Annotated in this window: 27 protein-coding genes and 1 tRNA gene; 11 read left to right on the forward strand and 17 right to left on the reverse strand. The window is 62.0% G+C overall.

Annotation, left to right across the window (positions count from 1 at the left end; translation table 11 throughout):
* Positions 1–45: 45 nt before the first annotated feature.
* Both NKJ26_RS12305 and NKJ26_RS12310 read right to left on the reverse strand, forming a co-directional pair.
* Complete coding sequence (locus NKJ26_RS12305; protein ID WP_352695441.1) at positions 46–696, reverse strand: response regulator transcription factor; 651 nt, start codon at positions 694–696, stop codon at positions 46–48.
* Positions 697–994: 298 nt separating this feature from the next.
* Positions 995–1,071, reverse strand: a tRNA-Met gene (locus tag NKJ26_RS12310).
* A gap of 241 nt (positions 1,072–1,312) precedes the next feature.
* Here NKJ26_RS12310 and NKJ26_RS12315 point away from each other — a divergent pair.
* Positions 1,313–2,272 (forward strand): Gfo/Idh/MocA family protein, encoded by a 960-nt coding sequence (locus NKJ26_RS12315; RefSeq protein WP_352601007.1) that lies wholly within the window; start codon positions 1,313–1,315, stop codon positions 2,270–2,272.
* 31 nt (positions 2,273–2,303) lie between these two features.
* Here NKJ26_RS12315 and mnmA read toward each other — a convergent pair whose 3' ends face one another.
* Positions 2,304–3,494 (reverse strand): tRNA 2-thiouridine(34) synthase MnmA, encoded by a 1,191-nt coding sequence (mnmA, locus tag NKJ26_RS12320; protein WP_352695442.1) that lies wholly within the window; start codon positions 3,492–3,494, stop codon positions 2,304–2,306.
* Between the two features lie 287 nt (positions 3,495–3,781).
* Here mnmA and sciP point away from each other — a divergent pair, with 287 nt between their 5' ends.
* Positions 3,782–4,057, forward strand: coding sequence for a CtrA inhibitor SciP (gene sciP, locus NKJ26_RS12325; protein ID WP_006203587.1), 276 nt, complete (start codon positions 3,782–3,784; stop codon positions 4,055–4,057).
* A gap of 75 nt (positions 4,058–4,132) precedes the next feature.
* On the opposite strand, the gene NKJ26_RS12330 is transcribed toward sciP, so the two are convergent.
* Positions 4,133–5,059, reverse strand: a complete 927-nt coding sequence (locus tag NKJ26_RS12330; protein WP_352695443.1) for an NADP-dependent oxidoreductase — start codon at positions 5,057–5,059, stop codon at positions 4,133–4,135.
* 89 nt (positions 5,060–5,148) lie between these two features.
* On the opposite strand from NKJ26_RS12330, the gene NKJ26_RS12335 reads away from it, so the two are divergent.
* Positions 5,149–5,547, forward strand: coding sequence for a winged helix-turn-helix transcriptional regulator (locus NKJ26_RS12335; protein WP_352600999.1), 399 nt, complete (start codon positions 5,149–5,151; stop codon positions 5,545–5,547).
* Positions 5,548–5,632: 85 nt separating this feature from the next.
* Here the strand turns inward: NKJ26_RS12335 and NKJ26_RS12340 are convergent, their stop codons facing one another.
* A complete protein-coding gene (locus NKJ26_RS12340) occupies positions 5,633–6,010 on the reverse strand; it encodes a flagellar export protein FliJ (RefSeq protein ID WP_352695444.1) in 378 nt (125 codons plus the stop codon).
* A gap of 451 nt (positions 6,011–6,461) precedes the next feature.
* Here NKJ26_RS12340 and ctrA point away from each other — a divergent pair, with 451 nt between their 5' ends.
* Entirely contained in the window at positions 6,462–7,157 is a 696-nt protein-coding gene (ctrA, locus tag NKJ26_RS12345) for a response regulator transcription factor CtrA (RefSeq protein WP_006203583.1), read from the forward strand.
* A 150-nt stretch (positions 7,158–7,307) separates the two neighbouring features.
* On the opposite strand, the gene NKJ26_RS12350 is transcribed toward ctrA, so the two are convergent.
* Positions 7,308–7,676, reverse strand: coding sequence for a response regulator (locus NKJ26_RS12350; protein ID WP_352600995.1), 369 nt, complete (start codon positions 7,674–7,676; stop codon positions 7,308–7,310).
* Between the two features lie 241 nt (positions 7,677–7,917).
* On the reverse strand, positions 7,918–8,547 hold the full coding sequence (chpT, locus tag NKJ26_RS12355) for a histidine phosphotransferase ChpT (RefSeq protein WP_027024381.1): 630 nt from the start codon (positions 8,545–8,547) through the stop codon (positions 7,918–7,920).
* A gap of 440 nt (positions 8,548–8,987) precedes the next feature.
* Here chpT and NKJ26_RS12360 point away from each other — a divergent pair, with 440 nt between their 5' ends.
* On the forward strand, positions 8,988–9,524 hold the full coding sequence (locus NKJ26_RS12360; protein ID WP_352600993.1) for a DUF1134 domain-containing protein: 537 nt from the start codon (positions 8,988–8,990) through the stop codon (positions 9,522–9,524).
* A gap of 241 nt (positions 9,525–9,765) precedes the next feature.
* On the forward strand, positions 9,766–10,932 hold the full coding sequence (locus tag NKJ26_RS12365) for a coiled-coil domain-containing protein (protein ID WP_352695445.1): 1,167 nt from the start codon (positions 9,766–9,768) through the stop codon (positions 10,930–10,932).
* On the opposite strand, the gene NKJ26_RS12370 is transcribed toward NKJ26_RS12365, so the two are convergent.
* The 5 genes from NKJ26_RS12370 to NKJ26_RS12390 form a co-directional block, all read right to left on the reverse strand.
* Positions 10,908–11,711, reverse strand: a complete 804-nt coding sequence (locus NKJ26_RS12370; RefSeq protein WP_352695446.1) for a TrmH family RNA methyltransferase — start codon at positions 11,709–11,711, stop codon at positions 10,908–10,910. The two genes, NKJ26_RS12365 and NKJ26_RS12370, sit on opposite strands and share 25 nt — an antisense overlap.
* A 54-nt stretch (positions 11,712–11,765) precedes the next feature.
* Complete coding sequence (locus NKJ26_RS12375; RefSeq protein ID WP_352600987.1) at positions 11,766–12,110, reverse strand: ArsR/SmtB family transcription factor; 345 nt, start codon at positions 12,108–12,110, stop codon at positions 11,766–11,768.
* 155 nt (positions 12,111–12,265) lie between these two features.
* Positions 12,266–13,042 (reverse strand): HugZ family pyridoxamine 5'-phosphate oxidase, encoded by a 777-nt coding sequence (locus tag NKJ26_RS12380; protein ID WP_352695447.1) that lies wholly within the window; start codon positions 13,040–13,042, stop codon positions 12,266–12,268.
* Positions 13,043–13,110: 68 nt separating this feature from the next.
* Positions 13,111–13,872, reverse strand: a complete 762-nt coding sequence (locus NKJ26_RS12385; RefSeq protein WP_352695448.1) for a 3-hydroxyacyl-CoA dehydrogenase — start codon at positions 13,870–13,872, stop codon at positions 13,111–13,113.
* A 61-nt stretch (positions 13,873–13,933) separates the two neighbouring features.
* Entirely contained in the window at positions 13,934–14,470 is a 537-nt protein-coding gene (locus tag NKJ26_RS12390; RefSeq protein WP_352695449.1) for a GNAT family N-acetyltransferase, read from the reverse strand.
* Positions 14,471–14,737: 267 nt separating this feature from the next.
* Between NKJ26_RS12390 and NKJ26_RS12395 the strand changes: the two genes are divergently transcribed.
* On the forward strand, positions 14,738–15,718 hold the full coding sequence (locus tag NKJ26_RS12395) for a glutathione S-transferase family protein (RefSeq protein WP_352695503.1): 981 nt from the start codon (positions 14,738–14,740) through the stop codon (positions 15,716–15,718).
* Between the two features lie 14 nt (positions 15,719–15,732).
* On the opposite strand, the gene NKJ26_RS12400 is transcribed toward NKJ26_RS12395, so the two are convergent.
* On the reverse strand, positions 15,733–16,230 hold the full coding sequence (locus tag NKJ26_RS12400; protein ID WP_352695450.1) for an NUDIX domain-containing protein: 498 nt from the start codon (positions 16,228–16,230) through the stop codon (positions 15,733–15,735).
* 53 nt (positions 16,231–16,283) lie between these two features.
* Here NKJ26_RS12400 and NKJ26_RS12405 point away from each other — a divergent pair, with 53 nt between their 5' ends.
* Positions 16,284–17,213, forward strand: coding sequence for a metallophosphoesterase family protein (locus tag NKJ26_RS12405; protein WP_352600975.1), 930 nt, complete (start codon positions 16,284–16,286; stop codon positions 17,211–17,213).
* Here NKJ26_RS12405 and NKJ26_RS12410 read toward each other — a convergent pair.
* The 4 genes from NKJ26_RS12410 to leuA form a co-directional block, all read right to left on the reverse strand.
* A complete protein-coding gene (locus NKJ26_RS12410) occupies positions 17,197–17,811 on the reverse strand; it encodes a hypothetical protein (RefSeq protein WP_352600973.1) in 615 nt (204 codons plus the stop codon). The two genes, NKJ26_RS12405 and NKJ26_RS12410, sit on opposite strands and share 17 nt — an antisense overlap.
* A gap of 107 nt (positions 17,812–17,918) precedes the next feature.
* Positions 17,919–18,719, reverse strand: a complete 801-nt coding sequence (locus NKJ26_RS12415; RefSeq protein WP_352695451.1) for an alpha/beta fold hydrolase — start codon at positions 18,717–18,719, stop codon at positions 17,919–17,921.
* A gap of 116 nt (positions 18,720–18,835) precedes the next feature.
* Positions 18,836–20,605: a tetratricopeptide repeat protein gene (locus NKJ26_RS12420; protein WP_352695452.1), complete on the reverse strand. Its 1,770-nt coding sequence runs from the start codon at positions 20,603–20,605 to the stop codon at positions 18,836–18,838.
* A 263-nt stretch (positions 20,606–20,868) separates the two neighbouring features.
* On the reverse strand, positions 20,869–22,545 hold the full coding sequence (leuA, locus tag NKJ26_RS12425) for a 2-isopropylmalate synthase (RefSeq protein ID WP_352695505.1): 1,677 nt from the start codon (positions 22,543–22,545) through the stop codon (positions 20,869–20,871).
* Between the two features lie 503 nt (positions 22,546–23,048).
* Between leuA and NKJ26_RS12430 the strand changes: the two genes are divergently transcribed.
* The 3 genes from NKJ26_RS12430 (at position 23,049) to NKJ26_RS12440 (ending at position 26,243) form a co-directional block, all read left to right on the forward strand.
* Positions 23,049–24,215 (forward strand): ATP-grasp domain-containing protein, encoded by a 1,167-nt coding sequence (locus NKJ26_RS12430; RefSeq protein WP_352695453.1) that lies wholly within the window; start codon positions 23,049–23,051, stop codon positions 24,213–24,215.
* Positions 24,216–24,219: 4 nt separating this feature from the next.
* A complete protein-coding gene (locus tag NKJ26_RS12435; protein WP_352695454.1) occupies positions 24,220–24,996 on the forward strand; it encodes an esterase family protein in 777 nt (258 codons plus the stop codon).
* Positions 24,997–25,160: 164 nt separating this feature from the next.
* Positions 25,161–26,243, forward strand: a complete 1,083-nt coding sequence (locus NKJ26_RS12440) for an SIP domain-containing protein (protein ID WP_352600963.1) — start codon at positions 25,161–25,163, stop codon at positions 26,241–26,243.
* The last annotated feature ends 11 nt before the right edge of the window (positions 26,244–26,254 follow it).

The raw sequence follows: 26,254 nt of genomic DNA on the forward strand, positions 1-26,254 counted from the left end.
TTCCGGCCCGTCACGGCACCATCTCCATGCCGGCTAAAGCGATGGTTAGATCAGCTCGGTGGGGCGGGTTCCCGGGTGGTCGGAGCCCTTGCCATGCGCCGCCCAGGCCAGTTCCGCCCGGCTGCCGAGATTAAGCTTCGCGTAGACGTGGTGAAGGTGCATTTTCACCGTGCCTTCGGACACGTGCAGCCTTTGCGCGATGGTCTTGTTGCGCATTCCGCGCGAGACGAGATCAGCGATTTCGCTCTCTCGCCCCGTCAGCTTCGACGACGACAGCAGCTGTTGCGGGCTCCGCATCAGCAGATGCTGGACGATCTTGTTGTCGATCCATTTCTTGCCGTTTGCCACCGCATTCACGCACTCGACGAGACTGCGGTGGCTAACGCCGTCCAGCAGCAGCCCGTCGATGTCGAGCGCCTGTATTTCCTTGACATCAAGACCGCCGTTTGGCTGCACGATGAAGATGATGCCGAGTGCGCTGTGGCTGGCTTTCAGCCGTACGGAGAGACTGGTCGCTTGCGGACCTGCTGCCTCCACGCCGACGATGGCAATATCAGGCCGATGGCGCTCCACATGCGTGAGAACGTCAACCGCGCGGTGGCACTCGGCGACAACATCGTGTCCGGCCTTGCGCAACACCCACTCCAGACCGGCGAGATACACCCCCCGCGGGTCCGCGACAACCAAAGTTGACATGCGAACACCGTCCGTAAAAAACGCAACGAACTTATTTTAATTACCCTCAAATGACGAAACCAGAGCTTAGGCAGTTTGTCAACAATAGCTAATATATCTTTTGCTATATTGACAAGCCGAGGCTGCCAGATCGGCCGCGCGGACGCCTCGTACGGCAGCAGGTTCGGCTGACAGGAATGGTCGCGGCAGCGGCCATCCGCCGAACTCCGGCTTTGACCATAAGCCCGAACCTCAAATCGTCAGGCTCGCCTGCTCAATAGCCGACGTGAGGTGCTGCCGGATCCGACATGTTGAGTTTTGGTAGCGGGAGAGGGACTTGAACCCCCGACCCCAGGATTATGATTCCCGTGCTCTAACCAACTGAGCTACCCCGCCAGGGCGGCGAAAGGTCCGAAATCTGCCTTAAAATCGAAAGGCATTCCGGAGGCGTTCGCCAAGGTCGCGCGGATATAAGGTTGGGAGGGCGAGCCTGTCAAGCTTCGAAACATTCGATGTGGGCGCATATTCTCATTGCCGAAAAGCTTTGCGGCGTGGACATTTGGTTGCGGTCACCGGGGTTGAGTTCGAAGGGGCACGTCGCTATGTCTCGGCCACGAGTTTTAGAGTTTGAAAACAGATGAAGCCGCGCATTGCAGTCCTTGGTTGCGGATACTGGGGCAGCAACCATATCCGCACCCTCAAGGGGCTCGGCGCGTTGCACGCGGTCTCCGACGCCAACCGTGCACGCGCCGAAGGCTTCGCCAGCGAGCAGGACTGCCTCGCGATAGAACCGGACCAGCTGTTCGTCCGTGATGATATCGACGCGATCGTCATGGCGTTGCCGCCGCAATACCATGCCGACGTTGCCGTGCGCGCCGTCGAGAGCGGCAAGGACGTGCTGGTGGAAAAGCCGATCGCCCTGACAGTGGCGGACGCCGAGCGCGCGGTGCAAGCGGCCAAGGACAATGGCCGCGTCTTCATGGTGGGCCACGTCCTGCGTTTCCATCCCGCCTTCGAGACGCTGAAAGGCCTGATCGACAATGGCGAGCTCGGCGAAGTCCGCTACATCCACTCGCACCGGCTCGGCCTCGGCAAGTTCCACACCGAGAACGACGCGCTATGGGATCTGGCGCCGCACGATTTGTCGATGATCCTGGCCATAACCGGCACCGAGCCGATCGAGGTGCGCGGCGAGGGGGCGGCCCTGCTCGACAGTCTCAGCGACTTCGCGCATCTGCACATGCGCTTTCCCAACGGCCTGCGCAGCCATCTTTTCGCCTCGCGGCTCAACCCTTACCGCGAGCGGCGGCTGACCGTGGTCGGCACCAAGGCCATGGCGGTATTCGACGATGTCGAGCCTTGGGAGCGCAAACTTGCAGTCTACCGCCATGCGGTCTGGCAGGACAGCGGCCAGTGGGCCTTCACCACCAACGAGCCGTCCTATGTCGCGGTCGGGCAAGGCATGCCGCTGACGCGCGAGCTGGAGCACTTCATCCAGTGCATCGAGACGCGGGCCGAACCTCGCACGAGCGGCGAGGAAGCAATCAGGGTGCTGCGGATCCTGACGGCCGGCACGGTCACCCACACCAAGTCCTGACCCACACCAAGTCCTGAGAGACCTGTTCGGCTTACTCGGCGGGGACCTGCGCAGGCAAAGCGGCCAGCCGGGTCAGCATCGCCTCGGCCTCGGCGCCGCGCTCGGAGCGCTCGATGAAGCCGCCGCCGAAGACGCGGGCCTCGTTGCCGTCGTCGGAATAGAGCACGCAGGCCTGTCCCGGCGCGATGCCGGACTCGCCGTCGGCCAATTCGACCGACGTCACGCCCGCCTTGTGGCGCAGCACCGCGGGGCGTGGCGGCCTGGTCGAGCGGACCTTGGCGAAAAGCTCGAGGCCACCGGCAGGAACATCGGCCAACGGCCCGTCGCCCAACCAGTTCATATTGCGCAGATAGATCTTGTGCGTCTCCAGCGCTTCGCGCGGGCCAACCACGACGCGGGCCCGCTCGGCATCGAGATGGACGACATAGAGCGGTTCGCCGGACGCGATGCCGATGCCGCGGCGCTGGCCGATCGTGTAGCGCAGGATACCCTCATGGCGGCCGAGCACGCGACCGTCGATGTGGACGATGTCGCCCGGATTGGCGGCAGTCGGCTTCAGCTTGGCGATAATGTCGGAATATTTGCCTTGCGGTACGAAGCAGATGTCCTGGCTGTCCTGCTTTGCAGCCACCGTCAGCCCCATCTCCTCGGCGATGGCGCGCACCTGCGGCTTCGACAAGCCACCGAGCGGAAAGCGCAGATAATCGATCTGTGCCTGCGTGGTGGCGAACAGGAAATAGCTCTGGTCGCGGTCGGCATCGACCGGCCGGTAGAGTGCGCGATGGGCGCCGTTGGCGCCGGAGCGAATATAGTGGCCGGTTGCCAACGCGTCGGCGCCAAGCTCCTTGGCGGTGGCGAGCAGGTCGGCAAACTTCACTGTCTGGTTGCAGGAAACGCAAGGGATCGGCGTCTCGCCGGCGACATAGCTCTCGGCGAAGGGGTCGATCACCGCCTTGCGGAAGCGCTCCTCATAGTCGAGCACATAGTGGGGGATGCCGAGCGTTTCCGACACGCGGCGAGCATCGTCGATGTCCTGGCCGGCGCAGCACGAGCCAGCCCGGTGCGTCGCCGCGCCATGGTCGTATAGCTGCAGGGTAACGCCGACGACGTCATAGCCTTCGCGCTTCAACAGGCCGGCGACCACGGACGAATCCACGCCGCCCGACATGGCGACGACGATGCGGGTCTTTTCGGGACGTCCGGGAAGATCGAGACTGTTCATGATGCTTTCGTTCTGCGCGGCGCCTGAATGCCAAGGACGCGAATATAGGTCAAGCTTTCCGGCTGCGCCAGCTGCAGGACGATTCCCCGGATGCGGCTGATCCGGCGAACGCTCGGATTTTTCCCCGGTGAATCAAGGCTTCCTGCCGAATGTTTCAAATGCCCGCGAAAAGACTAACGCGGCGTTCACGATCCTTACCTAGTCATTAGGGTCTGCTTAGGCAATTTTTAAAGCTGTGGCGGTAACGTGGCGGGGATTGGGTCTTTGAGTTTTTTGTAGAGAGTACGATGACCGATCTGGTTAGACCTAGAGTGAAGTATGTTATTGGGCCCGACGGCAGCCCTCTTACGATTGCCGATCTGCCGCCGACCAACACACGTCGCTGGGTTATCCGGCGCAAGGCGGAGGTGGTCGCTGCGGTGCGCGGCGGCCTGTTGAGCCTCGAAGAGGCATGTCAGCGTTATAAGCTGACCACCGAGGAATTCCTGTCCTGGCAAGCGTCGATCGACGAATATGGCTTGGCCGGGCTGCGCACCACGCGCATCCAGCAATACCGGCATTAGAGCCGGTCTGAGCCAAAAAAGGGCGCGGCACTCCGCACCCTTCTGGTTTCGAATGGCTCCGAACCCTCGCCGCGGTCAGACCGTCAGCGCCACCTTGCCGACCGGCTTGGTGGCGAGAAAGGCGTGGGCGGCTCCCGCTTGGTCGAGCGGAAAGCTCCTGGCTACATGGACGGCGAGCTTTTTCGCGTCGATCAGCCGGCCGAGCTCCAGCAGACCTTCACGGTCGGGCACGACGGACATGCGCTCGACCCGGATGCCCCGTATGCTGGCTTGCGCCTTCGTGGCGTCGCTGACATTGAGCAGCGAAACCAGTACGCCGCCGTCCTTGAGGACCTTGAGCGAGCGTTCGGCATGGTCGCCGCCGACTGGTTCCAGCACGAGATCGATATCATGAAGTTTTCCGGTAAAATCGTCCTTGGTGTAGTCGATGACCTCGTCGGCGCCGAGCTTGCGTACGAAATCGAGCTTGTCCGGGCTGGTGGTGGCGGCAACCCAGGCGCCGCGCGCCTTGGCGACCTGCACCGCCAGATGGCCGACCCCGCCGGCACCCGCATGCACCAGTACGCGCTGGCCCGACTTCAGCCCGCCATGACGGACAAGGCCTTGCCAGGCGGTGAGGCCGGCCAGCGGCAGCGCACCGGCCTGTAGGTGATCGGCCTTCTTCGGCTTCAGCGCGATCTCGTCGGCAGGCACGGCCACCAGTTCCGCATAGGCCGCCGCCTGTTTGGGGAAGTGCGGCATGCCGAACACGTCGTCGCCGATTTTGAAGCCGGCGACACCTGCGCCCAGCGCGGCGACTGTTCCGGAGATATCCCAGCCGAGGGTAAAGGGCGGTTCGCCAAGCAACGGAAAATAGCCGGCGCGGACGGCGCCGTCGACGGGATTGATGCCGGCGGCTTTGATACGCACCAGCACTTCGCCGGTCCTCGGCGTGGGGTCGGTCTGACTGGTGATGACAAGGACTTCGGGTCCGCCGAAGGAATTCTGGATCACGGCACGCATTGGATATCTCCTGCTTGATTGGTGCCACTATCATTTGGATAGTAATGATCCCTTGTCCAGTATGTACCTTTTTGGTATATAGGCACCCCATGGATAGTGAAGATAACTGCCCCTTCGGCTATGACGCCTTCCGGCGGACATGCCCCTCGCATACCGTGCTTGAGATGCTGGCCAGCAAATGGGTCTATCTGGTGGTTTGCGCGCTGCGCAAAGGCCGGCAGCGCAATGGCGAGCTTGCCCGCAAGCTCGAAGGCATAACGCCGAAGATGCTGACGCAGACGTTGCGTGTGCTCGAGCGTGACGGTCTGGTGCGGCGCGAGGTCTTTCCGGTCATTCCGCCACGCGTCGAATATGAACTGACCGAACTCGGCCAGAACCTGGCGGGGCTGCTTACCCAGATAAGATCATGGGCGGAGCAGCATGCGCCTGATATCAAGGACGCCCGTGCGCGGGCGGTGGCCGGGAGTGAAGGGGATTGGGCCGCCTAAGGGAGCTTTGCCCTGGTCGAGCGCCTCGCAGCCTGGTGCGGTGCCCGCCCGCGTGGCAAGCACCTGCGTTATGAATAGCCGGACTTCAGCCGATCATGGCGCTGCGACCGCCGTTTTCGGTTTCGCGGATCTTGGTGTCTCGCGATTCCAGCATCTCCGCCTTGGAAAGCTCCGCTTCAGCTTCGCCGAGTAGTGATTCGGCAGCGCTGCGCTGTTGGGCGAGGTCGCTTTGCGAATTTCTAAGATTGTCGCGGCGCAAACGTGCCGCCTTGGCGAAGGTCGGATAGGCAAAATGGTTGATGTCGGTGATGCCGGCCTTCTTTTCCTCGGCATTGATCTGAAGCTCCAGTTCGACGGCCATGCGTTCGAACTCGGCGATCATCATGTCGAGCTGGAGCAGCTGCCGCCGCTTCTCATTCACCTGAAACTGCTTCAGTCGAACGAGGTTCTCACGTGACTTCATGATTCGGTACTCCCGGAAACGCACACCTGCACATATCGTCCAATCACCCGGAAACGCCCCAGGCGTTGCCCGTTTCCACCAGCTTTCCCCGAACTATGGGAAACAAAACCCTAAAGTTTTTTGCCGGCGGTAACCATTCGTTTACGGGCATTGTTAATCATACGGGTCAGGGCTTAAGGCCGGGTAAAAATCCGACCGACGACACGGAAGCGCTGTCGATGAGTCCCTGGAGTCACTTAGTCCAGGTTATTAATGTTGTGCATTAGCGGTTTGGGTCTGTGATTCACTATTAGATTCAAGAGGGTGTAGAAAGAGGTTAAAAAATCTGGTACCGTAATCGGCGCGGAATTAGGTTTTGTTAACCATTCGATGGCAGCCTCTGCATTAGGCAATCACTGCTCCGGTCCAGGACGGGTCGCGAGATGGTCCGGCAGCAGAAAAGGGGAATGAGATGCGTGTTCTGCTGATAGAAGATGACAGTGCAACCGCACAAAGCATCGAACTGATGCTGAAATCGGAAAGTTTCAATGTCTATACGACAGACCTCGGCGAAGAGGGTGTCGATCTAGGCAAACTCTACGACTACGACATCATCCTTCTCGACCTCAACCTGCCCGATATGTCCGGCTACGAGGTCTTGAGAACGCTTCGCCTTTCCAAAGTTAAGACGCCTATCCTGATCCTCTCCGGCATGGCCGGCATCGAGGACAAGGTGCGCGGCCTCGGCTTCGGCGCGGACGACTATATGACCAAGCCGTTCCACAAGGATGAGCTGGTCGCCCGTATCCATGCCATCGTGCGGCGCTCCAAGGGCCACGCCCAATCGGTCATCACAACCGGCGACCTGGTGGTCAACCTCGATGCCAAAACCGTTGAAGTCGGCGGCCAGCGCGTGCATCTCACCGGCAAGGAATACCAGATGCTGGAGCTGCTCTCGTTGCGCAAGGGGACGACGCTCACCAAGGAAATGTTCCTCAACCACCTTTATGGCGGCATGGACGAGCCGGAACTGAAGATCATCGACGTCTTCATCTGCAAGCTGCGCAAGAAGCTCGACGCCGCGTCCGGTGGCCAGAACTACATCGAGACGGTCTGGGGCCGCGGCTATGTGCTGCGCGAACCCGAAGACATCCGCGTCAGCGCCTGAACGGCGAACACCGTCCGACTCTCTTCGACAAAAACCCGGCCAAGCCGGGTTTTTGTGCGAATGGGCCATTAAATTAGCCGTTTGTTTCTACGCAATCCTGGACGGAAAGGCCATGACGCACGTTTCTTGGAATTGCTCCAAGCCGGCGAATCAAGCGGCAATCTTCAGGGCGCGGAACCGTTCGAGCAACTGCGAACGGTTGAAGGGTTTCAGGAGATAGCCCTGGGCGCCGGCGCGCTTGGCCCGCATGATGGACGCGATATCGAGCTCGACCAGCGAGATCAGGATCTGCGGCTTGACCGGGCTTTCCATGGCGCGCACACGGCGGATCAGGTCAACCGCCTTCACGTCGGGCAGGGCGCCGTCGACGACGATGATGTCGGGCATGTCGGCGGCGCACATTTCCAGCGCATCAAGCCCGCTGGCTGCTTCGATTACCGTCATGTCGGAACCACCCAAGATGCGTTTTGCAACCTTTCTGATGACACTGGAATCGTCGACGAACATGCAGCGCTTCATTTCCGGGTCCTCTTTGCCTTATGGCGATCCGGTCGTCGGGGCATCTGCGGTGCACACTAGGCCGATCTGGTAAAGAACCCGGAAAGCGATTAGGTAAATTTTTTGCAAGGATGCCGTTTCATGGCTTTTTCTTGCGGATATTTCGCTGCTGCAATCAGAAGCAGTTCAATTCCCGCGGATTTGTCCGTATGGCAATATTATTTCGCTGAAATACTTTGCTCGTAGTGGATCAGCCGGATTCTCAGGCTACCGAAAGCACGATCTCTTCGGCGGTCGCATGGATCGATATCGTCATGCCGGCCTCGCGGGCCAGAAGCAGTGTGTAGTAGGGCTGTACCGAATGCGCGTCGATCGGTTCTTCCGGCTTGTGTCCGGAATGCAGTTCGAGGAATTTTGGCGGCACGCGCAGCATCGGCCCGCTTGCCGAAAGCGAAAAGCGTGGCTCGGTCTCGAGATTTTCCAATGTGACGACCAGCTTGCCGCCGCGTGGAATGGCGGCGTTGGCGACCAGGATCAGGTTCAGCAGCAGCTTGACCTTGTTCTTCGGCAGCAGCGCGCGCGTCCCTTTCCAGACGAGTTCCGGCTTTTCGTTCTTGAGGAAAGCGATGGCGACCGCCTCGGCGTCTCCGGTGTCGATCAGCATGCCCGCCGAGCCGGCTGCACCGAAGGCGATCCGGGCGAATTGCAGCCGGGCCGAGGCATTCTTGGCACTCTGGCGGATGAGCCGCATGGCGTCTTCGTCGGCGCCGCCCTCGTCGAGGAGTTCAAGCCCGTTGTTGATCGCGCCGACCGGGGAAATAATGTCGTGGCAGACGCGGCTGCACAAAAGCGCTGCCAGATCGGGTGCGGAAATGGTGAACAGATCGGCCATTGGCGAAAAATCCCTGCAAAATTTCACAACTCACGGCCGAGCGATCAATCGTCGCCTGCCCGCACGAATCACGCTCTCTCCCCAGGTCCTCTGAATACACAGCGCCTGTGCGTGCGGCAACAAATCCAAAATTATGGTCATGGCAAATGCGCGTTCACGCAGGCTGCCGCCCCACGTGTGCGACCCCAAAACAGCCTTCGAACCGCCATCTTCATGTGGAAGCTTAATGGTTGAAAAAGAATTACGGCATAGTTTGCCCGTAACAGTTACCCTTAACGGCCGGATAAGAGAGCCGTACGGGTGTGGGGCGTCGGCGAAAGTGCTCCCTGACGGAGATTGGAAGCATGTTTTCCCGATTCTACGACCGGAGCTTTTTCCGTGTCATCCCAGACCGGATTTTTATCCGTGTCCCAGACCGGAGCTTTTTCCGTGTCGTCTCAATGGCGGTCGCGCTCATGAGCGTTCTCGTCTTTTCGACCTCAGCCTTGCGGGCCCAGGAATACACCGCTCAGGAGATCGTGGATTCCGGCCACAAGTTCTTCGGAGCGACATCGGGAGGGCTCGCCACCGTCGTCGAGAAGGTCTTCGCCTCCTACGGCTTGCCGAACGGCTATCTGCTTGGCGAAGAGGGCTCGGGCGCGCTGATCGGCGGCCTGACCTATGGCGAAGGCACGCTCTACACCAAGAATGCCGGCGACCACAAAGTGTTCTGGCAAGGCCCGTCGCTGGGTTGGGATTTCGGCGGCGAAGGGTCGCGGGTGATGATGCTGGTCTACAATCTCGACGATGTCGGCAATCTCTACAACCGCTATGGCGGCGTCGCCGGCTCAGCCTATGTGGTGGCTGGCGTCGGCTTCAATGTGCTGAAGAACAACAACGTGCTTTTGGTGCCGATCCGCACCGGTGTCGGCGCTCGGCTCGGCGTCAATCTCGGCTACCTCAAACTTACCGAGCGGGCGACCTGGAATCCCTTCTGAGCCCCAGTCGGCGTGATCGAAACGCGGACATGTCCGCGAGTCTTCACAAGCCGATGACCGAAGCGCGCTGTGGCAAGCCCCTTGCCGCAGCGCCGGATTTCCGCCATGCCAATGTGCCACGGTCAAAAGCGCAAGACGCGCTTTTGGTCTTCGTCTGATTGCATGTCGTCGTCCCAAAACCGGCTCCCACATTGGACGACATGCATTAGTTTCGCGGTTGCCTTCGATAACGGGTAGTCCCTTGGTTCAGTCGGTCCTGTTCTTTGCACTCGGCTTTCTCTGTGCCGGCTTTCTGGCGCTGATATTGGCTCCGGCGATCTGGCGGCGCGCCGTCGCCCTGACCCGCAAACGGATAGAGGCCTCGATCCCGTTGACGCAGGCCGAAATTCAGGCCGACAAGGACCGGATCCGCGCCGAATTCGCCATGTCCACGCGCCGCCTCGAAATGAACGTCAAGGCGCTGCGCGAGAAGGCAGCCGAACAGCTGGTCGAGATCAATCGCGGCCGCGAGGCTTTGAAGGGGCTGGCGGTCGAGCGCACGGACAAGAACCTTGCCCTTGCCGAACTCGGCGCCAAGAGCGAGGCGTTGCGGCAGCGCGAGGAGGAACAGCATCTGTTGTCGGCACGGCTCAAGGAGATCGAACGCAAACTGGAAAAACGCGCGCTCGAGCTTGAAAAGCTGGAGCATATGTATGACGACGCCAGCTTCTCCTCCAGCAGCCGCCAGATTGAACTGGTGGCGCGCGAATCCGAATTGCAGAAGCTTGCCAACGACATTGCGCTGCTGCGCAGCCAGCGCAAGGAAGCGGACCGGCGCGGCCAGGAAATCGCAGCCGAGAACAGGGCCGCGCGCGAAGCCCTGAAAGCCGAGAAGAAGAGAACGGCCGAACTCGACAAGAAGGTCGAGCGGCTGCTCGCTACGCTCGCCGATCGCGAAGACAAGCTCGAGCGTCGCGAAAAGGAGCTGGCGCGGTCGCGTGAAAAGGTGAAAGCCGAGGAGGGCGGGCCGGCGCTGCGGCTGGTCGGCAACCAGAATGGAGCCGACAGGCATGGGGAAGCTGAAAGGCGGGACGATTTGGACAAGGCGATCGCCAAGCTCGACAGCGATCGCGAGCGGTTGGAAGCCAGGCTCACGGCGCTTGCGAGCGAGAACAAGCGTTTGAAGGCGGCCATGACGGCATCAGGCCCCGCGAACGGCAGTGCCGCGCTGCGCGAGCAGATGAACGAACTGGCGGCGGAGGTCGTCCATCTGACGGCCAAGCTCGAAGGGCCGGACTCGCCAATCGCCAAGGCGCTGGCCGAGCCACAGGACAGCAGTTCCGGAAATGGCGACCGTAGCCTCGCCGACCGCGTGCGGGCGTTGCAGAAGGCGGCGAACGGAAATCAGGTCCTGCCTGCGCAGAAATGATGCAGGGCGATGGCTGACGCGGCCGCGACGTTCAGGCTGTCGAAGTTTTGCGCCATGCCGATGCGCACCGTCTGCAAACGGGCAAGCAGGCTTTCGGGCAGGCCTTCGCCCTCGGTGCCGAGATAAAGCGCCAGGCGCTGGCTGCGCTGCGCGTCGCGTATGTCGGTGTGCCCACGCGGCGATAACGCAAACTGGCCATAGAAGCGCCGGTCAAGTTCTGCTGTGAACCCGGCGGCATCGGTGAAGGAGGCGAAGGGAATCTTGAGCGCGGCGCCGACTGAAACGCGGATCGCCTTGCGGTAGAGTGGATCGCAACAGGTCGCATCCATGAAGACCGCATCGGCGCCGAAGGCGGCGGCGTTGCGGAAAATGGATCCCATATTGTCATGGTTGGCGATGCCGACAAGCACCAGGACCAATGCTTGGGCAGGCAAGGCATCGAGCAGCGCCTCGGCCCGTTGCGGCGTGCCCTTGCGGCCAATGGCCAGGATGCCGCGATGCATGTGAAAGCCGGCGATGGCATCCATCACAGCGCCGCTGGCGACATAGACCGGCAGGTCGCCCGGGGCCTTACGCAAGATGTCTTCAAGGCCTGCCAAACGATTTTCCAGGACCAGCACCGATTCGGCACTGAACCGTCCGGCCGATAACAGCAGGTCGAGCACCACCTTGCCTTCGGCGACGAAACGGCCCTGCCGGCCGGCAAGATCACGTTCGCGGATATCGAGATAGGCTGCGACACGCGGGTCTCGCGGGTCGTCGATCCGAATGGGTTCCATGCCGCTCCTCGGCGCTCATACGTCGACGAGGTAAGCGGCAGCAGGGCTTGCCGGTCAAGTTCCCGCGCGGCGCAACCTGTGTGCCATCTGGGACAAATCATCCTTGCCGCTGCCAAAAATGCCATCCAGCACGCCGAGCAGTTCGCGCACAGCGTCGGATTTGCAGGAATAGTAGATCATCTGGCGGTCGCGACGGGTTTCGACGAGGTCGAGTCCCCGCAACTTGGCCAGATGTTGTGACAGGGCGGACTGACTGAGCATCACCTTTTCGGCGATGGCACCGACCGACATTTCACCGTCGATCAGATAGCTCATGATCAACAGCCGTTTTTCGTTGCCCATCAGCATCAGAAATTCGGCTGCCGATTCGGCGTTGGCGATTAGCTTTGTCGAGACCATCGATCCCCCATGCTGTTTGCTCATCAAGGCGCCATGGGGGCAATGGCACCTGAATCCATCAACTCGCTTGTGAATGGCGCTGACGAGTCAGCGTCACAGATAAAGCCTAGAACATTTCATTTAAATCTCAAGCATTGCTTTTGATCAAATGCTAATCACTCTGTCGTGCCCTGCGCGGCCCGGCCGCTCCTGGCCATGTCGACCAGAACCGGGCGCAACTCACGTGCCGTCGATAGGGGTTGCGGAAAGAAAACCCGACAAACATTGTCGCCCGACAGCAGATCCATGCCATCGGCGTCAATTCCGCTGATGACCCAGCTATTGTCGCCGGACGACTTCCCGAAATGCAGTGCATAAACGGCGATCGCGTCGAGATGGTCGGAGTTCATATGATCAATAGCCGATTGTTCGCTCGCCGCGAGCTCTTCGACGACCGGTCCGCTGGTCATGAGATCGGACCGGCCGAGCCGATAGGCCTTGCCAAAGCCGCCATTCAGACTGGCGCGTTGCGGATCGAGGCGAAAGATCGAAAAGTCGCCGAGCCCGGCATAGAGGCTGGCCTTGGGATTGCGGTTGAGATAGCGGCGCTCGGCGCGAGCATAAGCATCCGAGCCACGCTCGAGCCGCGATGCCTGGCAGACCAGGGTCAGGCGCGGATGGGCTAACGGGTCGCCCTTTCCGGGCTCGCCGAGCAGCAGAGAACAGCGGGGATCCGCAAGCAGGGCAGGCGTGTGCGCCGAAAGCTGCGACACCAGGATCAGAGGCGCGCCATCGATATCGGTGGCGACACCGACCCGGCTCGCCAGGGGCGACCCGGTTTGCGGTTCCAGCACCGCCAGGGCACCGAAGCGGGCACTCCGCAGCAACGTGTTCGCCAGCCGGATCGCGTCGGCGTCGGTCTCGCGGATCACGTCCTTCCTTTGTTCGCCCAAGGTTCTCGTTCCGCTAAGTTGATGTCGCTATTCCACTTATCGAACGATGGTGCCACGCTTGGCAAGGACTACTTCGGCGCCATGCGGATGGCGCCGTCGAGGCGAATGGTCTCGCCGTTCAGCATCTGGTTCTCGACGATGTGGACCGCCAGGGCGGCATATTCGGAAGGCTCACCGAGACGGGACGGGAAAGGTACTGCGGCACCCAGCGAATCCTGCACCTCCTGTGGCATGCCCGCCATCATCGGCGTCCTGAAGATGCCGGGCGCGATGGTGCAGACGCGGATGCCGGAGCGGGCGAGATCGCGCGCCACCGGCAGCGTCATGCCGACGACGCCACCCTTGGAGGCCGAATAAGCAGCCTGTCCGATCTGACCGTCATAGGCAGCGACCGATGCAGTGTTGACGATGACGCCGCGTTCGCCGCCTTCCAGCGGCTCGAGCTTCGCGGCACGGTCTGCGACAAGGCGGATCATGTTGAATGTTCCGATCAGATTGACCTCGATCACCTTGCGGTACTGATCGAGGGGATGAGGGCCGTCCTTGCCGATCGTCTTCACGCCAATGGCGATGCCGGCGCAATTGACCAGGATACGCGGCTCGCCGAGCTTGGCCGCGACCTCGGCGAGGGCAGCCGTGCCACTGTCGCCGCTGCTGACGTCGCATTGAACGGCAATGCCGCCGATTTCGGCCGCGACCTTGGACGCGCGGTCGACGACGACATCGAAGATGGCGACGCGGGTCCCCTTGGGGGCAAGTGCGCGCGCCGTCGCCTCGCCTAGGCCGGAGCCGCCGCCGGTGACGATCGCGATCTGGCCGTTCGGATTCATGGCGTCGTCCTTTTGATCTCGGGGACAGGGGATGGATCAGGCGCCAGATCGGCCCACAAGGTCAAGCCATGGCGGAAATGTGCTCGGCAACCCTGGCCTGGTCGGCGTGGCCGACCTCGCCCGAGAGCCGGGCGACCGCGCCCGGCGTGATCTCGTGCGACAGCAACCGGTCGAGGTCGACGGGGCGCGGCATCGAAATCTGGCCGCGCGGGATCCTCTTGAAGCCGAGCGGGCCATAATAAGGCTCGTCACCGACCAGCATGACGGCGGGCGCGCCGGCCTTGGCGGCCGCCTCCAGCGCGATCGCCACCAGCCGGCGACCGATGCCGAGATTCTTGAAGGCCGGCCGCACCGCAAGCGGCCCAAGCATCAGCGCGCGGCCGGCGCCGGCGGCAACGCGGGTCATGCGTACCGAAGCAACGACGATATCAGCATCGACGGCGACAAAGGACAGCGCGCGCTCATGGCCCCCGGCCTCGCGGATTTTGTAGGCGGCCAGCACGAACCGGCCGGGCCCGAAAGCCTCGTCATTGATGGCTTCGATCTCAGGATCATGCGCCGGAGTTTCCGGCAGGTATTTCACGTCGGCAAGGCTCATGGTTTTGCGTTCCGGTAGAGGAGGAAAGGTTTGCTGCAAACGGCAGCATTCGCCAGTCAGCGCTTCATCAAGCGCGGGCGCCCTTTCGTCGTCGGTCGAACCGGATCAAAGCAAAGTCGAACATGCGGATTGTCCGCTAGCATCAATTTTAGGCCGCCGCAATCGACCCGTTCGCCGGCACCAACGATTGACGATCTGTTCAACCTGAGATGATTTCCGCCTTGCCCCCTCGCGTTCTACATGAAGGCAAACGCGAAAGGGTATTCCATGGGATTGCTGGTCGAGGGCAAATGGCAGGACCGCTGGTACGACACCAAGGATAGCGGTGGCAAGTTCGTGCGGGACCAGTCGCAATGGCGCGACTGGGTCACCCACGATGGCTCGCCCGCCGAAGGCCGCAGCCGCGGCTTCAAGGCGGAGCCTGGCCGCTATCACCTCTATGTGTCGCTCGCCTGTCCGTGGGCGCACCGGACGCTGATCTTTCGCGCGCTGAAAAGACTGGACCGCATCATCTCGGTGTCGGTGGTACATCATTTCATGGGCGCCAATGGCTGGACGTTCCTGGCCGGGGACGACGCCACCGGCGACACGCTTTACGGCCTCGACTTCCTGCATCAGATCTACACCGGGGCGGATCCCACCTATTCCGGCCGGGTGACCGTGCCGGTGCTTTGGGACAAGAAGGAGCAGACCATCGTCTCCAATGAATCCTCCGAGATCATCCGGATGCTCAATTCAGCCTTCGATGAGTGGGGTGACGCCGGCCTCGATTTCTATCCGCAGGCATTGCGCGGCGAGATCGATGCGACCAATGCGCTGGTCTATCCCGCCGTCAACAACGGCGTCTACCGCGCCGGCTTCGCCACCACGCAAGCCGCCTATGAGGAGGCGTTCGGCGACCTGTTCTCGGCGCTCGATGCGCTGGAGGATCGGCTGTCGCGCCAGCGCTATCTTATTGGCGGCCGCATTACCGAGGCCGACTGGCGGCTGTTCACCACTCTGGTGCGCTTCGACCCGGTCTATGTCGGCCATTTCAAGTGCAATCTGCGCCGCATCGCCGATTATCCGAACCTGTCGAACTATCTGCGCGACCTCTACCAGTTGCCTGGCGTCGCCGCGACAGTGAACCTCCATCACATCAAGGCGCATTATTACGGCAGCCACGAGACGATCAATCCGACGCGGATCGTCCCGGTCGGCCCGGAACTGGATTATGGCGCGCCGCACGACCGGGCACGGTTCCGGTGAGGCGGCGGTATGATCTACCAATAGGGCGATGCCGGTTCGCCATGAAAGACCTCCGCGATCCGGCGCAGCGTCGCCGGTGTCGTGCCTTCCGGCAGGCGGTCGATCGGGAAGAAGCCGGCCTCGGCGATCTCGCGGTCGGGCAGCTTCGGCGCGGTCTGGCTGAACTGCTCGATCAGGTAGAAGCCGACGTGGTCGCGCCGGCTGGAGCGGCGGTTGAAATGTGTTGATTTCAGCATCGGCGGGTCAGTCAGCGCGATGTTACCTTCCTCGGCCAGTTCGCGCGCCAGCGCCTCAACCATGGTCTCGCCAACCTCGACCCCACCACCGGGGAGCTGCCAGCCCGGGACATAGGTGTGGCGGATGAGGAAGACGGAATTGGACGCGGTATCGTGGACGAGGCCGCGCACGCCGAGCGTCATCGGCCGCCGCAGCACGAAATAGAGATGGAACAGCCTGGCCCTGAGGCCAGGCCAGCCGGTTTGGCGGAAAGCGTCTTGCGGACCTGTCGTCATCGGTAGCGAAACCTTGGGTGGAAAGCGGGGCGCCTGTCGCCTATGAAGGATGCATGTTCAGGCTCGCGCATATTTCCGATGTCCATCTGGGGCCGCTCCCCGATGTATCCTATCGCGATCTCGCCTCCAAGCGCGTGCTCGGCTACGTCAACTGGCAGCGCAACCGCCGCCGCTACATGCATGACGCGGTCATCGACACCATCGTTGGAGACATCAAGGCGCAAGGCCCCGATCACCTTGCCGTTACCGGCGATCTCGTCAACCTGGCGCTCGACGGCGAAATCGAGATGGCCAGGCACTGGCTCGAGACGCTGGGGTCGCCGCACGACGTGTCGGTCGTTCCAGGAAATCACGATGCCTATGTGCCGGGCGCTTTCGACAAGGTCTGCCGGTCCTGGGCGGCCTGGATGAGCGGCGACGGCATCAACACGCCGGTCGACCGCAATGCATTCCCCTATCTGCGCGTGCGCGGCAATGTCGCGCTGATCGGCGTCTCGACGGCGCGTGCCACGGCACCCTTCATGGCCAATGGCTTCTTCATGGAAGGCCAGGCCGAGCGGCTCCGCAAAATGCTCGATGCGACGGCGAAGCAAGGTCTGTTCCGTGCGATCATGATCCATCATCCGCCGGTGCGGGGCGCCGTCCCGCAGCACAAGCGGCTGTTCGGTATCGCCCGCTTCCACAAAATCATTCGCCGGCATGGCGCGGAGCTCGTCCTGCATGGCCATTCACATCTGCCGTCGCTGTTCCAGATCGGCCCGCGAGGCGCCAAGGTTCCGGTGGTCGGCGTCGCCGCCGCCGGCCAGGCGCCGGGCGGCAAAAATCCGCCGGCGCAATACAATCTCTTCGAGATCGACGGCGAAAAGGGAGACTGGCGCATCCGCCTGACGCGGCGCGGGCTCACCGGTCCTTCGATACCGCCTTCGGACCTGCAGACACTGGAACTCGGCGTGGAAGCAAGCGCCGCTATGGCCGCAGGCTGAGCCCCATCGCCACGATGCGATCCCAGAAGAGCGCGATCGACACCGCCAGGCCGACAAGGGCGCCGGCGGCGACGAGGCCGAGGCCGGACAGGAAGGCCGACCAGCCGTTGCGGCGGGCCGTCGAGCGCAGTGGCGGCTCGGCTTCCGCCACCTCGGCGCGTTTCATGCCGGCCACCGCGAGCTCGACCCCGCCTTCCATCATCCTCTGACGCTCGATGATACGCTCGGCGACATAGCGCGTCACGGAATCGGCGACCAGCTTCATCTCCGTCGATTCGGCAAGCACAACGCGGCCGATGCGGGTGTCCTTGAGGAAACGATAGGTGCGGCGGTCGCGTCCCATCGCGACATGGCTGACGGCATCGATCCACAGGCGCGGTTGTAGCCCCGTGGAGACGACGAAGTCGAAGTTGTCCATGTCGGCCGGAACATCGGCGAAGATGGGCTCGAGTTCGGCCGCCAAAAGATCGAGGCGCATGCGATGCGCCTCGCGCATGTCGACGACGACATCGTCGCGGTCGGCGAAGGCATTCTTCACATCACGGATAGCGTCGGACAGCTTGTTCGACTGGTCGACCTGCTCGCCTGTGTCCTTCATCGGCGTTGCCTCGCGGTTTGGTTAACATGGAGTTAACACAGCCGCCGGCAAAATGCACTGGCGAGATCGAGCGGTCGAGGCGTTCGGAAGAGATTGGACGCGAAAAGTCAGCTGGCGGCCGCCGCGAATTTCAGGCGCCGCCGCCTGGCGCGGCGGCTCATATTGCGTTGAATGATCCTGGCGACCAGATCGGGGGCTTCCTCGATCAGCATATGACCGGCACCGAGCACGTGATGGACATGGAAATGCGCCGGCAGATGATCGGCCTGGGCAAAGGGCAGCACCGTGTCTTCACTTCCCCACGCCACCATCACCGGCATCTCCAGCCTGTCGAGCTGTTCGCGTGGAATGACGCCCTGCTGATCGTTGCTCGTGATGGCCTCGGCGATCTCGACGAGTTTCTCCAACTGGCCGGGTCGGCCGCGCATTTCCCATAGCGCGTCCACGGTGGGATCGAAGGGCCGTGCCCCTGGGCCCGACATGGCGGCGAGGCACGCCCGGATCTCTGATGGATCCTGGGCGTTGGCATAGCGTCGTAACAGTGGGCCGTTGATTTCCGGACCGAAGCCGCCGGGCGCCAGAAGCGTCAGCGATGCCACTTTTTCGGGTTCGGCCAGCGCCATCAGCACCGCGACCGCCCCGCCCATGGAGTGGCCCACGAGATGAAAGCGCTTCAGCCCGCGCGTGGAGAGATCGGCGAGAACGGTCCTTGCCGCGAGTTTGGCCGGGCCGGCATTTGGGAAGCCGAGCGACAGACCATGCCCCGGCAAATCATAGGCAAGCGTGTGCACAGGCGGCAGCGACGAGATCACCTCGCGCCAAACATCGTGACAGCCGCCGAAACCATGCAGCAGGATTGTGGCCTTCGAACCAACACCTTGTTCGGCGGCATGAAGCGATGGGGTCATGAAAACTGAAGGCTTTAACTGAAATGGCAGGACGGCACGTTGCAAATGTGGCTGAAATGCTCCTTGTCCAGAGCGATGGCCAGTAAAATCTTCGCGATTGGCTTCGGCTCGTGCCGCTAACTCGCGTTGCCGAGGCCGGCGGCGCGCAAGGCGCCGACCAGCCGCTCCGTCAGATCGGCGGGATATTTTCTGTCGATGAAGGTCGTGCGCGGATCCGCGGCGAATTTCGGAAATTCGGTTGTCAGTTCATCGATCAACCGGCGCACCTGATGGTCTTGGCCGGCGATCCTGGCGCCGATCAGCCGGGCAGCGAGATAGTGCGATTTCGTTGCGGTCGTCCTCAGAGAGGAGCTGGCTATCGCAGCCTTGTTCATGTCGCCCAGCATGAATTCGCCGGCGAAAAGTCCAAAATCCCACCATGTCGGATGACCGCTGGAGGCATCCACCGCATGGGCCAGGAGGGGCGTGCCCTCGGCGTACCGGCCAGCGAAGATCAACCCATAGCCATAGGCGGCGGCCATGGCGAGATCGTAGGGATTGAGTTCATAGGCCTTGCGCATCCAGCGCAGCGCCTCCCCGGCATTGCCAAGACGCGAATTGATGTAGCCATAGGAGCGATGCGCATAAGGGCTGGTCGGTCCCATCTGAACGGCCCGGTGGGCGAACGTTATCGCCTTCTCGATCGTGGCATCCGGTGGATAGGCGTAGTGGTCGTTCACAGCCTCGAGGTGCAATGAGGCGAGCTCGGAATAGACCAGCGATGACTTGGCGCCTTCATTGGCAAGGGCTTCGAGACAGCGATAGGCGGCCTCATGCGTCTTGGCATTCTGGTCGAGATAATATTTGTCGTTGAGCAGCAGACACCGCGTCAGGGCGGTCTGAATGCCGCTCTGTTCGATGTAGCTGTAGATCGTGCCGGAGGCGGGCATGGCCGAACTCAGGACGCTGGCGATACGATCCTCTATGGCGGTCGGCGCGCTGTCGTCAGCGGTCAGATTACGCGACAAAAGCACCCGTCCGGAGGCCACGCTCTGCAACTCGATCGTGATATCGCCGGCGTCCGGTCCAGGCAGGATATCGAAGATGAAGCTCGTTGCGTCGGTGACCGGATCGACCTTGTTGACGGTATCGCGGCCGATGAAGTCGATGGTATCGAAGCCGCTCAGGCCGGCGCGCAGCGATGTGGCGACGCGGTTGGCTTCCGGTCCACCGGCCTTGACGGCGATGTAGACGAGCGGCAAGGCCTCGCTCGTCGGCGACGGTGCGACGGTACTCGTCAGGCCGGCAGTCTCGATCGTTGCCGACATGTCGCCCCCCGCCAGCAGGGCATGGCTGCCCTGACGCAGGATCAGAACGCCGAGCATGGCGATGACGACGGCGATCGCCATCCAGAAGAACCGGAGATGGCGGGCCACCGAGGGCATCGGCACGGCGGGCGGTGCCACGAAAGCGGCAGCCGGAACGGCGTTGTCGGCAGCCTCGGATCGTTCGGATGGAGCCGCTGCCGTATTCTCGATAGCTTTCGCAGGTTGAGGCAAGCGGATTGCATTGAGCTCATAGGCCGGCACGTAGCCACCGCGCGGGATGGCGATGCGAACGGGCTCGGCGATGCCTTCATTGGCGAAATACTGCTGCAGCAGATCGCGCAGTCTGCCCGCCTGCACGCGCACCACGGCATCCGTCGACGGGTCGAAATCGCCGTCCTTGCCGAAGACATCCATGGCAATGGAAAAACCCTTGAGCATGTTGGCTTCGCCAGCCTGCTCGCGCTCAACCAGATAGCGAAGCAATTTACGCGCCCGCTCGGATCTCCCGAACGTTTCGCTGGCAAGCAGTCGCTCCAGTGTCTCGCGCACTGCGGGGGCGGCAGGCGTGGCATGCTGCAAGTGTCGATCCTCTCGAAGTCGGCACAGGTTAAGGTACGGATAATATAACGCTCGCACCGCCATACAAGTATACACGCATTATGCGATCGCGTACCCCACCGGATATTTTTGCGGTGGTTAATGGCGCGGGGACGCACGCCACGCGATGGACGTGCTGCAGGAAGGCCTCGCCACTGTCATCTATCGTACAAGAGTCAAAGCCTTGATCGGGCTCGAAGATTCGGCGCGAGAGCAGTCTCGTCTCTCGCGCCTGGAATGGCGGATTACCGCGTCTTGCGACCAATGATGCGGTTGGCGGCCGACGTCACCGCTTCCAACGAAGCGGCGACGATGTTGGTGTTGATGCCGGCGCCGAACAGCTTGCCACCGGGATATTCCATCTCGACATAGGAAATGGCGGACGCATTCGAGCCGCGCTGCATCGAATGTTCGGAGTAGTCGAGCACCGACATCGCCACGCCGACATGACGCGACAGCGCATCGACGAAGCCGTCGATCGGACCGGTGCCGGTACCTGATATCGTCGTTTCCTTGCCATTGTCGAGGATGACCGCCTCGACCACGCGCCGGCCCTTGACCTCGGTGTCCGGATAGGTGTGGTGGTCGAGGAACTTCAGGCGCGCCCCCGGCTGGTCGACATAGGTCTCGAGGAAGCGCTCATAGATGCGCCTGACCGGCACTTCCTTGCCCTCGGCGTCGGTGATCGCCTGGATCGCCTGGCTGAACTCGATCTGCAAATTGCGCGGCAGGTTGAGGCCGTAATCGGCCTGCAGCACATAGGCGATGCCGCCCTTGCCCGACTGCGAGTTGATGCGGATGATCGCTTCGTAGCTGCGTCCGACATCGGCCGGATCGATCGGCAGGTAGGGCACTTCCCACAGGCTTGTGTTGGCCTTCCTAAGCGCCTTCATGCCCTTGTTGATGGCATCCTGGTGGGAACCGGAAAAAGCGGTGTAGACGAGCTCGCCGACATAGGGGTGGCGCTCGGGGATCTTCAACTGGTTGGAATATTCGTAGACGTCCTTCATCCGGTTGATGTCGGAGCAGTCAATCCCCGGATCGACGCCTTGCGTGTACATGTTGAGCGCCAGCGTGACGATGTCGACATTGCCGGTGCGCTCGCCATTGCCGAACAGCGTGCCTTCGACCCGGTCTGCGCCGGCCATCAAGCCCAACTCGGTGGTGGCGACGCCGGTGCCGCGGTCATTGTGCGGATGCAAGGAGACAATCAGGTTTTCACGGTTGTCGAGATTGCGGCACATCCATTCGATGCGGTCGGCATAGATGTTGGGCGTCGACATCTCGACCGTCGACGGCAGGTTGACGATCAGCTTGTTGTCGGCCGTCGGCCTGACGATCTCGGTGACGGCGTTGCAGATCTCCAGCGCCACTTCGAGTTCGGTGCCGGTAAAGCTTTCCGGCGAATATTCGAAACGATAGCCGCCGCCGGCCTTAGCGGCCATGTCGGTGATCATCTTGGCCGCGTCGGTGGCGATGCGCTTGATGCCGCCGACATCCTTCTCGAAAACGACGCGGCGCTGCAATTCGCTGGTCGAGTTGTAGAAATGCACGATCGGGTTGGTGGCGCCCTTCAGCGCCTCGAAGGTGCGGGCGATCAGTTCGGGCCGGCACTGGACCAGCACCTGCAGCGAGACGTCGCTCGGCACGCCGCCTTCCTCGATGCACCAGCGGGCGAAGTCGAAATCCGTCTGCGAGGCCGAGGGGAAACCGATCTCGATCTCCTTGAAACCCATGTCGAGCAGCAAGGCGAACATGCGCGCCTTGCGCTCATGACCCATCGGATCGATCAACGCTTGGTTGCCGTCGCGCAGGTCGACCGAGCACCAGATCGGCGCCTTGTCGATGATCTTCGAGGGCCAGGTGCGGTCGGAGAGGCCGACGGTCGGGTAGGGCTGGTACTTGCGGGCTGCGTCCGGCATGCCCCGGCTTGCCATCTCAGGAACGGCCTTTGCCGCGTCCTTGCCGGCTACCGCGGCATGGGAACGGATTTCTTCTCGTGCGTTCATCGTCGTTTCTCCCGGCGGCCGTCGGATCCGTCCCGGACGGATTGGTGGCGAGCGGCGCCTTTAACAGATTTTCGTTCGCTTGGTGAGACTTGCCAATTTTGAGACTGGCCAAGGAGCGTGCGCTTGCGCGGCGGTTCGACCGCCGGGCGCTCCTTCAGCGAACCCGGCGATCGCCGATAAGGCCGAGAAGAAGGAGCGTCGAGGTCAGCGCACGCACGGTCTCGCCGGCAAAGCCGGCCTGACGGGAAGCGGTGGTGGCGCGCGTATTCATGGCTGTTCTCATACAGGAGCGCCCCAGGAGAGGCAAGCGGCCCGGCATATGTCGAATATCATCCCTAATGCGGGTGCTCTTCCCGACGCGGCGCAAATGCGCCAGACTTGGCAGCCGACGAGATGCCGCCGGGAGGGGATCGTCCATGAATTTCGTGTTCTTCTCGCCGCACTTCCCCGCCAACGGCGCCGATTTCTGCGACCGGCTCAAGAAGGCCGGGGCCACTGTTCTCGGCATCGGCGATGCTCCCTATAATACGCTGGATCCCAAGCTGAAGGCGGCTCTTTCGGAATATTACCGTGTCGCCGACATGGAAGACTACGATCCGGTGTTCCGGGCGATCGGCCATTTCATCCATAAATGGGGCCGCATCGACCGTTTCGAATCGCTCAACGAGCACTGGCTGGAACTGGAAGCTAATATCCGCACCGACTTCAACATCTATGGCACCAAGCTCGACTTCGTGAAAAACCTGAAGCGCAAGAGCCGCATGCGCGCGTTCTTCCGTAAGAGCGGCGTCGAGACCATCGCGCAGCGCAAATGCTCCGACCGAGCCGGCGCCATGACCTTTATCCGCCGCGTCGGCTATCCCGTCGTGGTCAAGCCCGACAGCGGCTCAGGCGCCTCGAACACCTTCAAGATCTCCAACGCCAAGGAGCTCGACCAGTTCTTCCGGGACAAACCCGAGGACGTTACCTTCGTGATGGAGCAGTTCATCGAAGGGTTGGTGGTGACGTTCGACGGGCTGGTCAACCGCGATGGCGAGGTGGTGCTGGCGGCCAGCCACCGCTACGACCAGAGCGTGATGGACGTGGTCAACAAGGACCGCCACATGAGCTACACCTGCTTTCCCAGGATCAGCCCGGCGGTCGAGGAAGCCGGCCGCAAGATCCTGAAGGCGTTCGACGTGCGTGAGCGCTTCTTCCACATCGAGCTGTTCGAGACGAAAGACGACCGCGTCATTGCGCTGGAGGTCAACATGCGGCCGCCCGGCGCCTGGATGACCGATGCCATCAACTATACTTTCGACATCGACGTCTACGCGGCATGGGCCGAGATGGTGGTGAAAGATGCCGCCGGCGGTCCTTATGAGGGCAAGTATTTCACCGCTTATGCCAGCCGCAAGCGGCGCCTCCATTATTTGCACAGCCATGAGGACGTGCTGGCCGCGCATGGCGACAAGATCGTTCACCATCAGGCAATCGAAGAGGTTTTCAGCCGCGCCATGGGAAATTACGCATACCAGATGCGCTCGAAGGATGCGGCGGCGTTGCGCGAGGCGGTCGCCTACATCCACGCGGAAAGGGCGTGAGGCTATGAACATCTCCTATCACAAGAACTTCGCCCGCAATCTCGGCCGCGACATGGAATACAAGCGCTACGGCCATGCCGGCCGGCCGGTGGTGGTGTTCCCGACCTCGCAAGGGCGGTTCTACCAGTTCGAGGATTCAGGCGGGGTGGGCGCGCTGGCAGAGTTCATCGACACCGGCCGTATCCAGCTGTTCACGGTCGACGGCATCGATTCGGAATCCTTCTTCGACAAGTATGCCGATGCTGCGCATCGCATCGGCTGCCACGAGGCCTACTTCCGCTATGTGCGCGAGGAGGCGCTGCCGGAGTTCCTGTCCACTGCGGCAGCCTCCAATGGGCAACGCAAGCTGAAGCCGTTGTTCTCGGGCTGCTCGATGGGCGCCTATCATTCCTCGAACTTCGTTTTCCGCTTCCCCGAACTCGCCAGCGGCGTCATCGCTCTGTCAGGCGTCTATTCGGCCCGCGACTTCTTCGGCAGGGCGCTTGAAGGCGATATCTTCTACAATTCGCCGCTCGACTACCTGCCCGGCATCGTCGACCCCAAACTGCTTGCCCGGCTGAAGACACTCAGGCTGATCTTCTGCTGCGGGCAGGGCGCCTGGGAAGAACGGATGCTGGTCGAGACGCGCCAGCTGGAACAAATCCTGCGCGACAGGTCCATTCCAGCCTGGGTCGATTATTGGGGTGGCGATGTCAGCCATGACTGGCCGTGGTGGCACAAGCAGCTGGTCTATTTCTTCGGCCGCTGGCTGGATGACGACCTGATGCACAGGCTGGACTGAGGCAGTCGGTATTCCGCCGGCCTGACCTGGATCTCAACAGATTCGGGTACAATAATTATGATTTATATACTCAAGTTTCGGTGGAAACACCGAAGCGGCTGTGGCATTCCGCTGACGGCAAGGACAGGGCGCCTTGCCGGGAACAGCTACGAAGGACTTGAGCGATGGACCAATTGAACGCGCAAACCCGGATCCGCGACGGGGCGATCAAGGCGGCGATGGACCGGCTGCGTGCCGAGCACGGGGAATTCGAGATCGAGACCGGCTTCGCCGACCGATGGGAGCTTCGCCTGCATTACGGCTCGTTGAGCGCCACGCTGGAGGGAGACGGCATGCTGATCCGCGTCGCAGCCGCGGACGAAACCTGCCTTTCCTACATGAAGATGACGGTTGCCGGCCATGTTGCCGAGCATCTCGGCACGGCAAGCGGACTGCGTTGGCAAGGCGACGGCAGCGATGCCGGAGCGCCAGTCTTCTTCCGAGAGATCACGGTGGTGTCGTCGACACGGATTTCTCCGCACATGCAGCGCCTACGCTTTGCCGGCAAGAATCTCGACCGGTTTAGTCATGGCGGACTCCATATGCGGCTGCTGTTGCCGCCGCGTGGCCGGCGGCCGGTCTGGCCCTCTATCGGCGCCGACGGCATGCTTGTGTGGCCTTCCGGTGAGGATGCGCTTACCGTGCGGGTCTACACGATCCGCGCGGTGCATGCCGCAAGCGGCTGGCTCGACGTCGATTTCGTCCTGCATCCCGGCCAGGATACGCCTGCCGCCACGTTCGCGCAGAACGCACGGATGGGAGACATTATCGGCATGATCGGACCGGGCGGCGGGGACGCTCCGGACGCACGCACCCTGCTTCTGCTCGGCGACGACACCGCGCTGCCGGCCATTGGCAGGATTCTCGACCATCTTGCGCCATCAACCCGCGCCGAGGCACTTATCGAGGTCGATGGTCCCGATGACCGGATCGCGTTGCCGCAACGGGACAACATCGACGTCACCTGGCTTTACCGGCTACGCCGCGAGGCCGGCACGGCTGGCCTGCTATCGGCCGCCCTGCGCGAGCGCAGCCACATGGCGCTTGCCGAAGGGCTCTATGTCTGGGCCGGATGCGAGTTCGCCGACTTCCGCGACATCCGCAAGATCGTGCGCAAGGAGTGGGGCCTGGCGCGCGACAGGCATCTGGTCACGGCCTATTGGCGCCGGGGCGCACAAGGCGAGAACGGGGGCGGCGAGGATGCCTAGCCGATCTCCTC

The sequence above is a fragment of the Mesorhizobium sp. M0152 genome (assembly GCF_040322415.1).
Classification (GTDB): domain Bacteria; phylum Pseudomonadota; class Alphaproteobacteria; order Rhizobiales; family Rhizobiaceae; genus Mesorhizobium.

Coding starts and splice junctions, on each gene's coding strand:
- NKJ26_RS12305 (WP_352695441.1), bottom strand. CDS start 696: ATGTCAACTTTGGTTGTCGCGGACCCGCGGGGGGTGTATCTCGCCGGT.
- NKJ26_RS12315 (WP_352601007.1), top strand. CDS start 1,313: ATGAAGCCGCGCATTGCAGTCCTTGGTTGCGGATACTGGGGCAGCAAC.
- mnmA (WP_352695442.1), bottom strand. CDS start 3,494: ATGAACAGTCTCGATCTTCCCGGACGTCCCGAAAAGACCCGCATCGTC.
- sciP (WP_006203587.1), top strand. CDS start 3,782: ATGACCGATCTGGTTAGACCTAGAGTGAAGTATGTTATTGGGCCCGAC.
- NKJ26_RS12330 (WP_352695443.1), bottom strand. CDS start 5,059: ATGCGTGCCGTGATCCAGAATTCCTTCGGCGGACCCGAAGTCCTTGTC.
- NKJ26_RS12335 (WP_352600999.1), top strand. CDS start 5,149: ATGGATAGTGAAGATAACTGCCCCTTCGGCTATGACGCCTTCCGGCGG.
- NKJ26_RS12340 (WP_352695444.1), bottom strand. CDS start 6,010: ATGAAGTCACGTGAGAACCTCGTTCGACTGAAGCAGTTTCAGGTGAAT.
- ctrA (WP_006203583.1), top strand. CDS start 6,462: ATGCGTGTTCTGCTGATAGAAGATGACAGTGCAACCGCACAAAGCATC.
- NKJ26_RS12350 (WP_352600995.1), bottom strand. CDS start 7,676: ATGAAGCGCTGCATGTTCGTCGACGATTCCAGTGTCATCAGAAAGGTT.
- chpT (WP_027024381.1), bottom strand. CDS start 8,547: ATGGCCGATCTGTTCACCATTTCCGCACCCGATCTGGCAGCGCTTTTG.
- NKJ26_RS12360 (WP_352600993.1), top strand. CDS start 8,988: ATGGCGGTCGCGCTCATGAGCGTTCTCGTCTTTTCGACCTCAGCCTTG.
- NKJ26_RS12370 (WP_352695446.1), bottom strand. CDS start 11,711: ATGGAACCCATTCGGATCGACGACCCGCGAGACCCGCGTGTCGCAGCC.
- NKJ26_RS12375 (WP_352600987.1), bottom strand. CDS start 12,110: ATGGTCTCGACAAAGCTAATCGCCAACGCCGAATCGGCAGCCGAATTT.
- NKJ26_RS12385 (WP_352695448.1), bottom strand. CDS start 13,872: ATGAATCCGAACGGCCAGATCGCGATCGTCACCGGCGGCGGCTCCGGC.
- NKJ26_RS12390 (WP_352695449.1), bottom strand. CDS start 14,470: ATGAGCCTTGCCGACGTGAAATACCTGCCGGAAACTCCGGCGCATGAT.
- NKJ26_RS12395 (WP_352695503.1), top strand. CDS start 14,738: ATGGGATTGCTGGTCGAGGGCAAATGGCAGGACCGCTGGTACGACACC.
- NKJ26_RS12400 (WP_352695450.1), bottom strand. CDS start 16,230: ATGACGACAGGTCCGCAAGACGCTTTCCGCCAAACCGGCTGGCCTGGC.
- NKJ26_RS12405 (WP_352600975.1), top strand. CDS start 16,284: ATGTTCAGGCTCGCGCATATTTCCGATGTCCATCTGGGGCCGCTCCCC.
- NKJ26_RS12410 (WP_352600973.1), bottom strand. CDS start 17,811: ATGAAGGACACAGGCGAGCAGGTCGACCAGTCGAACAAGCTGTCCGAC.
- NKJ26_RS12415 (WP_352695451.1), bottom strand. CDS start 18,719: ATGACCCCATCGCTTCATGCCGCCGAACAAGGTGTTGGTTCGAAGGCC.
- leuA (WP_352695505.1), bottom strand. CDS start 22,545: ATGCCGGACGCAGCCCGCAAGTACCAGCCCTACCCGACCGTCGGCCTC.
- NKJ26_RS12430 (WP_352695453.1), top strand. CDS start 23,049: ATGAATTTCGTGTTCTTCTCGCCGCACTTCCCCGCCAACGGCGCCGAT.
- NKJ26_RS12435 (WP_352695454.1), top strand. CDS start 24,220: ATGAACATCTCCTATCACAAGAACTTCGCCCGCAATCTCGGCCGCGAC.
- NKJ26_RS12440 (WP_352600963.1), top strand. CDS start 25,161: ATGGACCAATTGAACGCGCAAACCCGGATCCGCGACGGGGCGATCAAG.